This is a genomic window from Ancylomarina sp. YFZ004 (assembly GCF_054254355.1).
Map to the genome: position 1 here is coordinate 291,153 of NZ_JBTCHQ010000001.1, position 13,916 is coordinate 305,068.

Consider the following 13,916-nt stretch of genomic DNA (forward strand, 5'->3'; position numbering starts at 1 on the left):
ATTTTCATGAATAAAGGCATGGAAAGTTCTAAAGTTAAGCTGTGCTCCTATCAAACATTATATCGGTTTGACAGGAAATTGCTACGCATTTCACCAATACTCATACAATTTACGGCAAAGACAAATTGAAGATGACAAGTCATAATAAATTAAAGATTCATACCGGTAAATACTTTCCAAAACCTCTGAATTTGATTGGATATATTGGCATTATATTTGGTATCATAGAACTATTTGAATCTCCCCTACTCGGCTTTACATTAATTATTATTGGTTCATATTTAAGCTTTAATCAGGCTGGATTTGAAATAGAGAACGGTCGATTTAGAAACTTCTTCTATCTCTTACATTTCAAAATAGGAAAATGGGAAACATCTGACCTTCCTCATATTTCAATACTAAAGAGACGCTTTGTAAGAAAAACTTATGGAGGAAGAACTCCTGTAAGTGTGACTGAAAAAGAATTTGTTTATGAAATTACGTTACTTTCGGAAACACAAAAAACTCGATTCAAATTATTGAGAATAAATGATTTTGATAAAGCAAAAGTCTTAGAGGATAGAATTGCCAATTTACTAGGTGTAAAGAAAATTGATTAAGATGGAAAAAGGCAGCATAGAAAAGAGATGTCATTTTACGACTCAGCGACTTTCAGTGATTCCTTGGACGAATCAAATTACAAACTTAGAATCTGAGAATACGTTTGCAAAAAAAGTGATTGAAATCTTAACGCCTAATGTGACCAAAGCCTTACCCGATGGATGGCAAAATCTTAAGTCTATAAATGATGCTAAGGTATGGATCAATGACAGAGATCAAGAGAGTCATTTTGTGACAGTTCAGCTCAAGGCTACAAATGAGACTATAGGATTTATTTTTCTATACGAATCAGAGCCAAATCAGAATTACTATGACCTGCGCTTCGGCTATCTCCTATCAGAAAGTGTTTGGGGCAAAGGAATCGGAACTGAATTAATTGAAGGTCTAATAATGTGGTGTAAAGATGCTGGAGATATTAGATCCCTTTCTGGTGGAGTTGAATGCGATAATATTGGATCTATCAAGGTCCTTGAAAAAACAGGTTTCTCAATTTCACCTAAGAACAGTCCCTCAGAACAAGTTGTGTTCTATGAATACCATTTTGATATAAACAGTAAAAAATAAGACTAAACATATAATGATTACAGAAGATCAAAAAAAGAGAGCCCAAGCGTTCTTAGACCTACATCATACCAATGAAATGCTGGTTCTTCCCAATGCATGGCATGCTGGTAGTGCGGTGGTGTTCGAAAAGCAAGGCTTCAAAGCCGTGGCAACCACTAGTGCCGGAATAGCCTATTCTTTAGGCTATCCAGATGGGGAAGATATCAGTTTGAATGACCTTTGCCTGGTTGTGAAACAAATCACAAAGAGAATCAGCATTCCTCTCTCTGTTGACTTTGAAAGAGGCTACGGGAATTCAATTGAAGAGATAACAGAAAACGTCAAGCAAATTATTTTAGCGGGTGCAGTTGGTATCAATATTGAGGATGGTCTGCCAAATGGTAATCTGGAAGATCTCGATTATCAAGTGAGTATGATAATGGCGATTTCTAAATTGAAACAAGAATTAGATATTCCTTTTGTTATTAATGCCCGAACCTGTGCTTACTGGTTAAATGTTGCCGATGAAAAAAGCAAATTGGCTATCGCAATAGAGAGAGGCAATGCCTTTACTAAAGCCGGAGCCGATTGTATTTTTATTCCAGGTCCTCTTAATGAGGAATTAGTTAAAAAGCTTGTGAAAGAAATTGATGCCCCACTTAATATGATTGCTAACCCAATCTTTAACGACTTTGATGCCATGAATAAAATTGGTGTGAAACGCTTGAGTATGGGATCAGGTGCTGTGCGCTCCGTTTTCAATCACCTTATGAATATAGGAGACGATTATAAAAGAGGCAAGCTGGATTTAATGATAGATCAGCCTTTTTCTTACGCCGCAGCCAATAAATTCTTTACTTAAAAACTAAAATTCAACATTTAATAATACACGCCAATTAATATGAGACGCAAAGAAAGAAATATCGAAGACCAAACTATCATTCAAAACATTCTAAACACATCACATATTTGTCGAATTGGTCTTTCGGATACGGATTATCCTTATATCCTACCGCTTAACTATGGTCATCATGACAATGCCCTGTATTTTCATTGTGCACCAGAAGGACGTAAAATTGATTTGATTAAGAAAAACAATAAGGTCTGCTTTGAGATTGAATCGGACTATCGACTTGTAAGCGATGATGTTTCTTGTAAATGGACATCGGAATTTCGCTCACTAATAGGCATAGGTGAAATTGAAATAGTGAACAGTCCAGAAGAAAAAGTTAAAGGTCTCGATATTATTATGAAACAGCATGGCAAAGAGGATAACCAATATCCACCAAAGATGTTGGATAAACTTCTTGTGCTAAAACTGAACATTAAAGAATTATCGGGTAAACAATCAGGAGTTTGGTAAAGCCAAGTTTCTAATAACTCCTAGAGACGGCTAATGAAAATTGGTCGTCTTTCTTTTTTACAAAATTCACATCCTATTCTTCAAAGGATACAGCATCAAATTTCTAAAACTCAAAACTGAATTCTAAAGGATTATACTTAAATTACCAATTCCAAAAACCTAATCCTTGAAAATCATGAGACTTATCCCCCTTATCGGTCTAATCATTTGTTTCAGCACAAGCTTTTTATATAGCCAAGATCGAGTTACTGGCAAAGCCTTTGCAACACGATCAGAAATAATCGCTCAAAATGGCATGGTCGCAACAAGTCACCCTCTTGCCACTCAAATTGGTCTCGACATTCTTAAAGCAGGTGGTAATGCCATTGATGCAGCTATTGCAGCCAATGCCGCATTGGGTTTAATGGAACCTACGGGCAGTGGAATAGGTGGTGATCTCTTCGCAATTGTATGGGATGCAAAAACTAAAAAACTCTACGGCTTGAATGCCAGTGGCCGCTCTCCGAAGAGTTTAAAACTCGAGTATTTTGAAGAAAAAGGCATGACTGAGATACCTGCCTTTGGTCCACTTCCTGTAAGTGTTCCGGGTTGTGTTGATGGTTGGTTTGAGCTTCACAAGAAGTTTGGATCTATGGAAATGAAGAAAATACTTGAACCTAGTATTAACTATGCTGAAAATGGTTTTCCCTTAACTCAACTTATTGCCTGGTACATGCAAAAGTCGATTCCTAATTTCAAAAGAAAGGGTTTCGTCAATATTAAAGACACTTATATAGAACCCAATAATGGCCGATTACCAAACGAGGGTGAAATTTTCAAAAACCCATACTTAGCTGACACCTATAAAAAGATAGCCAATGGTGGTCGTGATGCTTTCTATAAAGGAGAAATTGCCAAAACCATAGCTGATTTCATTCAGGCAGAAGGTGGTTTTTTGTCAGAGCAAGATCTGGCAGGTCACTATTCTGAATGGGTGGAGCCTGTGTCTGTCAACTACAGAGGCTTTGATGTTTGGGAGTTACCTCCCAATGGTCAGGGTATAGCAGCCTTGCAAATGCTGCAGCTTTTAGAAGCTTATGATTTCTCTAAAATTGAGTTTGGTAGTGCCCAACATCTGCATTTATTTACCGAAGCAAAAAAACTAGCCTTCGAAGACAGGGCAAAATACTATGCCGATATGGACTTTACTAAAGTGCCGGTCACAAGGCTTTTATCTGACAAGTATGCCAATGAAAGAAGAGAACTTATTGGCGACAAGGCATCAGTATACAGTGCTGGCGAGATAAGCGCAGGCGAAACCGTTTATTTAACGGTAGCTGATAAAGAGGGTAATATGATTTCTTTAATTCAATCGAATTATCGAGGTATGGGTTCAGGAATGGTTCCACCAAAACTGGGTTTCATGCTTCAAGACAGAGGGGAATTGTTCAGCTTAAAAAGAGGGCAAGCCAATACCTACCAAGCTGGTAAAAGACCTTTTCATACCATCATTCCGGCCTTTATTACCAAAGACAACGAGCCTTGGCTGAGTTTTGGTGTTATGGGTGGTGATTTTCAACCACAGGGGCACACACAAATTGTAATGAACCTAATTGATTTCGGGATGAATCTACAAGAAGCTGGAGATGCGCCACGTTGGGATCATATAGGCACCTCTACCCCAACAGGAATAGAAGCTGAAGGAAGTGGTGAAATCAGAATGGAATTAGGCATTTCAGATAAAACGATTAGAGCTTTGAAGGACAGAAAACACCGAATTGGTTTTGCCAGAGGTGTGTTCGGTGGTTATCAAGCCATTATGTGGGATAAAAAAAACAAAGTTTACAGAGCAGCATCCGAAAGCCGTAAAGATGGACAAGCTGCTGGTTATTAAATAAAAAATATCATGACTAAATATATCGCTCTTTTAAGAGGCATAAATGTAGGTGGCAAACGCAAGCTGCTTATGGCTGATTTGAAAAACCTCTTTGCCAAATTAGGGTTATCAAATTGCATCACCTATATCCAAAGTGGTAATGTTATTTTTGAAATGCTCAAAGACGATGCGAATCAAACGCTTGCCAACAAAATTCAACAAGCAATATCTGCCAAATATGAACTCGAAGTACCTGTAATGGTTCGAAAATATATTGAATGGGAACAAGTGATATTGGACAATCCCTTTTTTAAAGATAAAAGTATAAGCATTGACCGTCTGCATTTGACTCTTTTGGATAAAGAACCAGATTTAGATAGAATTATAGATTTGAAAAAGAAAGATTTTGGTACCGATCAGTTCGAAGTGGTAGGTCATCATGTTTTTCTTTGTTGTACAGATAAATACAGCAAAACGAAGATGACCAATGGACTTTTCGAAAAGAAGTTCGATTGCAAAGCCACAACACGAAATTGGAAAACCGTTATGAAGCTTTTAGAACTGGCTCAATAAATTAAACTGTCGCTTTACTGGCAATATTTTCACCCATAAACACGGATGTTTCATAACCTTTAAGAGTATTCTCAAGAAGGTCATCAGCTAATTTCACTTTTCCTTTTTCGAAGAATAGGACTAGTGTTGAACCTCCGAAAGCAAAGTATCCCTTCTCCTCTCCTTTTTGAATCTGAGAATTATCCTGATAGGTTTGGATGATACTACCGACCATGGTAGCACCTACTTCTGATATAAGGATATCGCCATAATCATCCGTAACTAGCGTGCTGTATGCTCTGTAGTTTTGACAGAAAATCTCCAAACTCTTTTTTAGAGCCATAGGTGAAACCGAAAAATAACGACCTTTTATATCTTTAGATTCTGAAATAAGACCACTTGCAGGAAAGTGAAAACGGTGGTAATCCGTTGGAGCCAAACGAGCAATAAGCATTGATCCGTCAGCGTATTTTTCAGCTAGTTCTTTATTCTTAAGAAACGACTTAATCGTAAACTCAGATCCTTTTACAAAAAATGAAGAAGCATCAGTAATAGACTGAAAAGCAAGCAATTTACCATCAGCAGGTGAAACAACACCATTCCCGATTGGTCTCTTCTCTGCTTGTATCTTTCTAAAGAAAAAATCGTTAAAATTTAGATAGGCCTTACTATCGGTTATCTTATAATTGGATAGATCGATTTGATATTGAGCAATAAACTTATCAATTTTCTTCTTGGATAAACGGCTACTCATATACCAGCCACCAAGCATGGTTAACATTTTTCGTTTAACAAGAGTGTGAAGTGTTACTTTACCCAGAGAAGAATTATAAAGCCATCTTAACATTCCTTCACTTGGAACAAATTCTTTAACTAGACTTCCACTCTTTCTTTCTATATATTGTAAGGATCCCATAAATCTGATTTGAATACAAATTTAATCGATTTCGAAAAAGATTAAGGCTTCTTTTCCATTTTCTCACAATTTTATCCGATTTTATATTGATTTCACCTCATTTTTCAGGTAATCTATCTCTGAAGCAGCCTAATTCTATGTCAAAACTTCTTAAAACAAAAAATACATTTGAAGTAAACAATAGAAGCTTTATCTTGTCGAAGCAAATAGAAATAGCCTTTGATCTAAAAATTAGCATACAAAATACGATGGAGAATAGTCAGCCAGATGGCAAAAAAAGAAAAGATATCACAGTGGGATTAGAAGTTGAAATTGTACTAAAACAAGATCAACGAAGTGGCGATTTAACAGATGGTGTCGTGAAGCGTATACTCACCAAATCTCCCAATCACCCTCATGGCATAAAAGTGCAACTGGAAACAGGCGAAGTGGGACGTGTCAAGAATATTCTCGACGAAGATTAATAATAATAATAATGACCGTTAGGGGTGCTCATTATTGGGCTGAGATTAAACCCTGGAACCTGAAATGCATAATAGCAGCGTAGGAAAATGGATATTTAGTTTAGACATTTAGTTCAATCTGTTGTCGCCCATATCCCTGCCTGCATCTTTTAAAATAAAATAATGATGAGTTGGAGCGAAAACACCTGGAAACAAAATAAAGATACCTACACCCAAATTCTTGATCTACCTTTTATAAAGGGCTTAATTGATGGAACTCTTTCAAAAGAACGATTCAATTTTTATATCCAACAGGATGCCATTTATCTTGCAGAATTTGGGAAAGTACTTGCAGGCATTGCAAGTAAATTAAAACAAGCCATTGATAGCGAAGCATTTTATAAATTCGCCTGTGATACCATGATAGTTGAGCAAAGCCTACACAGCACTTTCCTCAAAGAAAAAGCAGAACAAGCTTCACCAAGCTGTCTTTTATATACGTCGTATTTACACAAACAATTAAATCAAGCTCCAATCGAAATCAGTCTGGCAGCGGTATTGCCCTGTTTCTGGATATATAGGGAAGTAGGTGATTATATCCTTGCCAATCAAACTTCTTCTGACAATCCATATCAAGTCTGGATCGATACCTACGGAGGAGAAGAATTTGCGGGTGCAGTGAATCAAGCCATTCAAATTTGTGATAAATATGCTGAAAACTCTACCAAGTTTCAACAAGAGCAAATGACTGAAGCTTTTTTAATGGCCTCGAAAATGGAATGGCTATTTTGGAACAGTGCCTGGAACTTAGAAGCTTGGAAAGCATAAAAATTAATAGATTCCTCTTTTTATTTCTCAAGTCTACATCAAGGAAAAAAGAACTTTACTATATTTAATCTCATAAGAGTATAAACCACTCGTTTTCTACATCCATTTTGGAATAAGTAAACGATCATACTCTTTTTGACTTATGCATATTAACCAAAATACTCAAAAGTGGATATCGAACACATATTTAATAATAATCGGAAATGGATTAGTGAAAAGCTCAATCAAGATCCTGAATACTTTAAGAAACTAACTGAAGATCAAAGTCCTGAAATCTTATACATTGGTTGTTCTGATAGTCGAGTTACTACCGGAGATTTAATGGGTATAAAACCTGGTGATATGTTCGTTCACCGAAATATTGCCAATATGGTTTCCAACACAGATTTAAGTGCCATGTCGGTTATTAACTACGCCGTTAGCTTCCTTAAGGTGAAGCATGTGGTAATTTGTGGTCACTACAATTGTGGTGGTGTAAAAGCGGCTATGCAGGCAGAAGATATGGGAATACTAAACCCCTGGCTGAGAAACATTCGCGACGTTTATCGCTTACACAAAGATGAGTTAAATGCCATTGATGATGAGCAACAAAAATACAACCGTCTGGTTGAATTGAATGTGCAAGAACAATGTGTGAATCTAATTAAAACGGCTGATGTGCAAAAAGCATTACGCAATCGACATATTACTGTTCATGGTTGGGTTTTCGATATTCATACAGGGCATATCATTGATATGAAAATTGATTTCAATAAAATTCTAAAGGATATCATGGAGATATATCGACTGATGTAAGGTTTAACTCTTCAAATCAAAACTCAAGTTCAACTATGAAACAGCTTACTGTAATCCTTCTCATTCTTTTTAGTGTATTAAATACTCAGGCACAAACAACAGGCAATTATACCATAGTCATTCATGGTGCTGCTGGTAGCATTCTAAAAAAGAATATGAGTTTTGAGAAGGAAGCTGCCTATCGGGCTAAACTAAAACAAGCTTTACATGTAGGAGATTCCATCTTGAAAAATGGAGGCATCTGTTTGGATGCCGTTGAGCAAGTTATTCATGTGATGGAAGATTCACCACTATTTAATGCTGGCAAAGGTGCTGTTTTCACGAATGATGGACACAATGAACTTGATGCTTCAATCATGAATGGTTCCGATTTAAATGCTGGAGCCGTTGCAGGCGTTCGTGATATTCGTAATCCAATTAGTGCAGCCCGTGAGGTTATGGAGAAATCTGCTCATGTGATGTTATCAGGAAAAGGTGCTTCACTTTTTGCTAAAGAACAAGGTCTTGAAATTGTTGATCCCTCTTATTTCTATACCCAAAAGCGATGGGAATCTTTAAAGAAGTTACAAAACAAGAAACGCAAGCCAACACAAAGTGATAAACACGGTACAGTAGGCTGTGTTGTTCTTGATAGCTATGGCAACCTGGCAGCAGGAACGTCAACGGGTGGTATGACCAACAAAAAATATGGTCGTATTGGAGATTCACCAATAATAGGTGCGGGAACCTATGCTAACAATCAGACTTGTGCCGTTTCATGTACCGGTCATGGAGAATATTATATCCGTCTGGCTTTCGCCCGAGATATTTCAGCACAAATGGAATATCTTAACAAAACAGTGAAGGCAGCCTGTGAATCTGAGATTCAAAAGTTGACAGATTTAAACGGTACAGGAGGTGTTATTGCTGTAGACAAACAAGGGAATGTTGCCATGGAATTCAATACAGATGGTATGTACAGAGGCTATATCAAATCGAATGGCGATTCATATATCGGCATTTACTACGGTAATTAATACCGATTTGTATTTGAGATAATCCCTATCTGCGCACTCCGATCCTTCGGAGTGATATTGATTGTCAAATATCTTTCGGCATTTCACCCTACTTATTTTGATTTAGAATTGTTATAAGCCTAATAGCTTGAAAACAAAAAAACTCACCATGATCTGGTGAGTTTTTTTTTGTACAAATGTAGAGGTGTATTTTTGCACTAAAAGTCAGGCTACACTTCATAAACAAGAGAAGTAAATTACACAAACATCAGTTAAAAGCATCTATTACCTCTTTAAAACGCATATTTTTCCACATGAATTTAAAATAGATGATAATTGTTTGTTTTTTTTCATCAATCATTTAATACATTCGCGCACTATTTTTAAATGATAAGTGATAATGAAGAAGCTTAAGGATATTGTGGTGATTGGTGTAGCTCTATTTGCTATGTTTTTTGGAGCAGGGAATTTGATATTTCCGCCTCAGTTGGGTGTTGTGAGTGGCGATTCGTGGATACAAGCCATCATGGGCTTTTTCACCACCGATGTGAGCCTATCGATACTGGCAATTATTGCCATAGCAAAATCAGGAGGCACATTCAATACTTTTGCTTCAAAAGTTGGTCCCAAATTTAGCATCATCATGGGTATCATCATCATGCTGATTATTGGTCCACTATTAGCTCTACCCCGAACAGGGGCAGTCAGCTACGAAATGGGTATACTACCTCTGTTCCCAGGTATTCCTCAATACCTTTTCACCTTTATTTATTTTGGTGTTTCCTTACTCTTTGTCATCAATCCCAAAGGTATTATCGACAAAATTGCGCTTTATCTGACACCTATATTGCTAATTGCCTTGGTATCCATCATTGTAAAAAACATGATACTACCTGATGTAACACTAGCTGCAGCGAGAATAACAAACGTATATACTTATGCATTTCTTGAAGGATATCAAACAGTTGATGGTTTGGCTGCAGTGATCTTTGCCGGTATTGTTCTTCTAAGCTTAAAGGAAAAAGGTTATACCGATACCTCATCACAAATAAAAATGACGATCAAATCGGGTTTGGTCGCTTTTAGTATTATCGGTTTTGTTTATGGAGGATTAATCTATTTAGGTGCAAGTGGTGCTGCCAATATCCCTGAAGGTATGAGCAGAACCGAAACCTTCATGGTTCTGGTTGACCAAATGTTTGGCCAATATGGCGTTTGGATGGTTGCCGTAACGGTCATATTTGCTTGTTTCACTACAACGGTCGGTTTAACAACAACAGTTGCTGAATATTTTAGTGAATTAACAAACAATAAGCTAAGCTATCGATTTAATGTCGTTACTATCACTTTAGTCAGCTTCGTCCTTGCCAATTTGGGTGTTGAACAGATCGTTTACTTTTCCGGTCCAATTTTGAGTATCATCTACCCTGCCATACTGGTTTTAATCGTCCTCAATCTATTCGATAAATACATCCCTTACAAAGCAATTTATTCAGGAGTTGTAGGCGGAACGCTATGCTTTAGTATCCTATTGTTTATCTGTAAGTCATTCGATTCCCTATCAGTTGCTAAAAACGTGCTATTGTCATTACCAATGAGCTCTTACGAAATGGGATGGCTGCTGCCCGCAATTTTTGGTGGGCTTATAGCTTCAGTCTCATACAAGATGAAAGCAGCTCGATAATTTTCAAACAACATATTTAAATTAATAGAAGCTCACCAATTTACGAGTGAGTTTTCTACATCATAAAAGAGGATTAGGCTCTTCTCATTATCTATTTATATCGATGAAACAATTAAAGGATATTATCGTGATTGGCGTGGCACTATTCGCCATGTTTTTTGGAGCAGGAAATTTGATATTCCCTCCACAATTGGGAGTTGTAAGTGGCGCTTCGTGGCTGGAAGCCATCATGGGTTTCTTCACCACAGATGTCAGCTTATCGGTACTTGCTATTATTGCAGTAGCGAAATCAGGAGGCTCCTTTTATTCTTTTTTATCCAAGGTTAGTCACAGATTTAGCATTGTAATGGGAATTATACTCATGCTCATCTTAGGTCCTCTTTTAGCATTACCAAGAACCGGAGCGGTCAGTTTCGAGATGGGAATCATACCACTCTTCCCTGGGATTTCTCAATTAGCATTCACTTTGGTGTATTTTGGCTTTGCCTTACTTTTTGTCATCAACCCTAAGGGCATTATAGATAAGGTTGCAGTTTATTTGACACCGGTATTGCTTATTGCATTGGTATCAATCATCCTAAAGAACATGCTGATGCCTGGTACAGATTTTCCCCCTGCGAAAATATCAAATGTATATGCCTATGCTTTTTTGGAAGGCTACCAAACTGTTGATGCTTTAGGCGCCGTTATCTTTTCAGGCATTATTCTTATGAGCTTAAAAGAGAAAGGCTATACCGATACCTCATCGCAAGTAAAAATGATGATCAAATCGGGCTTGGTTGCTTTTAGTATTATTGGCTTTGTATATGGTGGCTTAATTTATTTGGGTGCCAGTGGTGCAGGTAATATCCCCGAAGGCATGAGCAGAACAGAAAGCTTTATGGCTCTTGTTGACAGAATGTTCGGTCAGTATGGGGTTTGGATGGTTGCTGTAACCGTTATATTTGCGTGTTTTACCACAACAGTGGGGTTAACAACTGCAGTTGCGGAATATTTTAGCGAACTGACCAACAATAAACTGAGCTATCGTTTTAATGTAATTGCAATCACCCTGCTCAGCTTCGTACTTGCCAATTTTGGAGTAGAACAAATTGTGACCTTCTCAGGTCCGATTTTAGGTATCATCTATCCTGTCATACTGGTTCTGGTTATCCTGAATCTATTCGATAAATACATCCCTTTTAAAGAGATTTACACCGGCGTAGTTAGCGGTACTTTATGCTTTAGTATCCTGATGTTTATCTGCAAATCTTTCGATTCCTTATCGGGTGTTAAAGATTGGCTATTATCCTTCCCTTTGAGCACTTACGAGATGGGATGGTTGCTGCCAGCACTCGTAGGCGGACTTTTAGCTTCAGTTTCCTATAAGATTAAAGCAGCAAAGACTTTGTAACATCACTTTAACTCATACATTTTATTTCAGGCCGACTTTCTTCTTACGATCCAGAATGCAAACATTTCCTCCCGGAGACCAGCATTTTGCACAAGATGTACACCTGGGATCATAGGCCGGATCTTCCATCCATTTATTGGGCAGATCAGGCTCAGAGAATAGAGTGCGTGACAAAGAGACATAAGAGATATTGCTATCATTCAGAATATCTTCCATGAATTCAACATTACGATGACCACCAACGGATATCACAGGAATAGTTAACTCGGCAGCAATCTGCTTGGTCGCTTCGAAGAAGTAAGCTTGCTTTTCCCTTTTTAAAATTTGGGTTCTTATCGGTCTTTTTAGAGGATATCTAAAATCACGATTACCACCGCTAAACTCAATAGCCGTAATACCACGTTTCTCAAGTTCTTTTGCTACCCAAAGACTCTCGTTCGGGGTCAAACCGTTTGCGCCCCAGTCGTCGGTGCTGTGCATTTTTATCAACACGGGATAATCTGAACCGACCTCCTTACGAACAGCTTCGAGAGTTTCAAAAATAATACGTGCACGGTTTTCAATTGATCCACCATAGGCATCTGTCCTACGATTGAAATAGGGTGAAAGAAATTGACTATACAAATAGGCATGAGCAGCATGCAATTGCACCCCATCAAAACCAGCTTCTTTTACACGTCTGGCACTCTGAGCATAAGCATCAATCACTGTCGCAATATCCTCAGTTCTCATCTCTGTGGGCGTAGAACCATAACCAGGATTTTTCACTGCAGATGGGCCCCATATCAACCGTCCTTTAGCTTGATATTTAGTTGATGATCCTCCGTAGCAAACCTGCATAATAAGCTTGGCACCCAATTCGTGGATTCGCTTAACGAATGGTCGGTATTCTTCAATAAAATCATCGGAATAAATACCCAACATCCCTGCATTGGGCTGCTCCTCCTCTATGATATTTGCATAACCTGTAATAATTGTACCAACACCGCCCTGGGCCAATTCTTCATAACAAGTAATCAATTCAGTAGATAAATGCCCCTTTTCATCAGCCATATTTAGCCAGGTAGCAGAACGCCACAAGCGATTCTTTAGTTCTAAATTACCAATACGAGTCGCTTCGAAGATCTTCTTTTGCATATTTTTCTATTGAATATATAAGGTGTAAAACTAAAAAGACTATTTTAAACAAACGCCCTTTCTGATTTATTATTTAGCCCAATTCCCACGGGGCTGAAGGATACGAAAGTTACGCAAACTTGGAACAGAATCTGGCAGAATACTTTCGTAAAGCTTTCGGTGTTGCTCAGCAAAATCGACCTGGTTTGATTTGTTCCAACGCTCATAAATAGTAAATCGAGTTGGATCTTCTGCATCCTGGTGTAAAAAAGCACATATAAAATGATCTTCCTCTACCATCTTGTCAAATACCTTCATAGCTGCCTTCGTCCAATCAGCCTGCCTGTCAGATTTAATCTGAAAGTTGGTATAAAAAGTCAAATCATTAGCTACAGTTTCGAACTGGATGCTTTCCCAAGAAGCCCTAGGATGCAAGATATGTATCTTTCGCGGAGTTGCACTCATATCTGGTAAGCGCTGTTCATAGATCCTGCGATAAGCCTTCGAAGCCATTTGGTAGGTCATAAAATCCTCTTTCGAAGCCTCCTGCCAGCGTTCGTACATGCTAAAGCGGGTGGAATCTGCGGTATCCTGATGCACAAAGGCACTCACAAAAGCTGGCTCCTTTGCCATATTGTCAACAAGCACAAATAGGTGTTCCTGAAACTCCTCAACACATTCGGGCTTGATATGATATTTCACGTAGAAAATCAGGTCATCCGGATTAGCTACTCTTGCTGGATTGGTTGTCATTCTTTGGTCCCCCTTTTATCGATTATTATTCATTTTTCAGTAAATCAATTCATTTATACAAGTTATCACTTTTGATAGCA

General features: G+C 38.0%; 15 protein-coding genes and 1 riboswitch. Of the genes, 12 read left to right on the forward strand and 3 right to left on the reverse strand.

Annotation, left to right across the window (positions count from 1 at the left end; translation table 11 throughout):
* The first annotated feature begins 131 nt into the window (after window positions 1–131).
* The 6 genes from ACXR6G_RS01235 (at window position 132) to ACXR6G_RS01260 (ending at window position 4,934) form a co-directional block, all read left to right on the forward strand.
* Window positions 132–599, forward strand: coding sequence for a hypothetical protein (locus ACXR6G_RS01235; protein ID WP_458359576.1), 468 nt, complete (start codon window positions 132–134; stop codon window positions 597–599).
* 1 nt (window position 600) lies between these two features.
* A complete protein-coding gene (locus ACXR6G_RS01240; protein WP_458359577.1) occupies window positions 601–1,164 on the forward strand; it encodes a GNAT family N-acetyltransferase in 564 nt (187 codons plus the stop codon).
* A 13-nt stretch (window positions 1,165–1,177) separates the two neighbouring features.
* Window positions 1,178–2,005, forward strand: a complete 828-nt coding sequence (locus ACXR6G_RS01245) for an isocitrate lyase/PEP mutase family protein (RefSeq protein WP_458359578.1) — start codon at window positions 1,178–1,180, stop codon at window positions 2,003–2,005.
* Between the two features lie 39 nt (window positions 2,006–2,044).
* Window positions 2,045–2,506, forward strand: coding sequence for a pyridoxamine 5'-phosphate oxidase family protein (locus ACXR6G_RS01250; RefSeq protein ID WP_458359579.1), 462 nt, complete (start codon window positions 2,045–2,047; stop codon window positions 2,504–2,506).
* A 175-nt stretch (window positions 2,507–2,681) separates the two neighbouring features.
* Window positions 2,682–4,379 (forward strand): gamma-glutamyltransferase, encoded by a 1,698-nt coding sequence (gene ggt / locus ACXR6G_RS01255; RefSeq protein ID WP_458359580.1) that lies wholly within the window; start codon window positions 2,682–2,684, stop codon window positions 4,377–4,379.
* Between the two features lie 12 nt (window positions 4,380–4,391).
* On the forward strand, window positions 4,392–4,934 hold the full coding sequence (locus tag ACXR6G_RS01260; RefSeq protein ID WP_458359581.1) for a DUF1697 domain-containing protein: 543 nt from the start codon (window positions 4,392–4,394) through the stop codon (window positions 4,932–4,934).
* Window position 4,935: 1 nt separating this feature from the next.
* Here the strand turns inward: ACXR6G_RS01260 and ACXR6G_RS01265 are convergent, their stop codons facing one another.
* Complete coding sequence (locus ACXR6G_RS01265; protein ID WP_458359582.1) at window positions 4,936–5,829, reverse strand: phosphatidylserine decarboxylase; 894 nt, start codon at window positions 5,827–5,829, stop codon at window positions 4,936–4,938.
* Between the two features lie 137 nt (window positions 5,830–5,966).
* Here ACXR6G_RS01265 and ACXR6G_RS01270 point away from each other — a divergent pair, with 137 nt between their 5' ends.
* From ACXR6G_RS01270 to brnQ (ACXR6G_RS01295), 6 genes are all read left to right on the forward strand, one after another.
* Window positions 5,967–6,293: a YwbE family protein gene (locus ACXR6G_RS01270; protein WP_458359583.1), complete on the forward strand. Its 327-nt coding sequence runs from the start codon at window positions 5,967–5,969 to the stop codon at window positions 6,291–6,293.
* 10 nt (window positions 6,294–6,303) lie between these two features.
* Window positions 6,304–6,396, forward strand: a riboswitch (TPP riboswitch).
* A gap of 59 nt (window positions 6,397–6,455) precedes the next feature.
* Window positions 6,456–7,100 carry a thiaminase II gene (gene tenA / locus ACXR6G_RS01275; RefSeq protein WP_458359584.1) on the forward strand — a complete coding sequence of 215 codons (645 nt, stop codon included), beginning with the start codon at window positions 6,456–6,458 and terminating at the stop codon, window positions 7,098–7,100.
* A gap of 168 nt (window positions 7,101–7,268) precedes the next feature.
* A complete protein-coding gene (locus ACXR6G_RS01280) occupies window positions 7,269–7,895 on the forward strand; it encodes a carbonic anhydrase (RefSeq protein WP_458359585.1) in 627 nt (208 codons plus the stop codon).
* A gap of 35 nt (window positions 7,896–7,930) precedes the next feature.
* Window positions 7,931–8,911 (forward strand): isoaspartyl peptidase/L-asparaginase family protein, encoded by a 981-nt coding sequence (locus tag ACXR6G_RS01285; protein WP_458359586.1) that lies wholly within the window; start codon window positions 7,931–7,933, stop codon window positions 8,909–8,911.
* A gap of 379 nt (window positions 8,912–9,290) precedes the next feature.
* Window positions 9,291–10,574, forward strand: a complete 1,284-nt coding sequence (gene brnQ, locus ACXR6G_RS01290) for a branched-chain amino acid transport system II carrier protein (protein WP_458359587.1) — start codon at window positions 9,291–9,293, stop codon at window positions 10,572–10,574.
* A gap of 103 nt (window positions 10,575–10,677) precedes the next feature.
* Window positions 10,678–11,967 (forward strand): branched-chain amino acid transport system II carrier protein, encoded by a 1,290-nt coding sequence (gene brnQ / locus ACXR6G_RS01295; RefSeq protein WP_458359588.1) that lies wholly within the window; start codon window positions 10,678–10,680, stop codon window positions 11,965–11,967.
* Between the two features lie 21 nt (window positions 11,968–11,988).
* Here brnQ (ACXR6G_RS01295) and ACXR6G_RS01300 read toward each other — a convergent pair whose 3' ends face one another.
* Both ACXR6G_RS01300 and ACXR6G_RS01305 read right to left on the reverse strand, forming a co-directional pair.
* A complete protein-coding gene (locus tag ACXR6G_RS01300; RefSeq protein WP_458359589.1) occupies window positions 11,989–13,104 on the reverse strand; it encodes an NADH:flavin oxidoreductase in 1,116 nt (371 codons plus the stop codon).
* A gap of 69 nt (window positions 13,105–13,173) precedes the next feature.
* On the reverse strand, window positions 13,174–13,836 hold the full coding sequence (locus ACXR6G_RS01305; protein ID WP_458359590.1) for a putative quinol monooxygenase: 663 nt from the start codon (window positions 13,834–13,836) through the stop codon (window positions 13,174–13,176).
* Window positions 13,837–13,916: the final 80 nt, after the last annotated feature.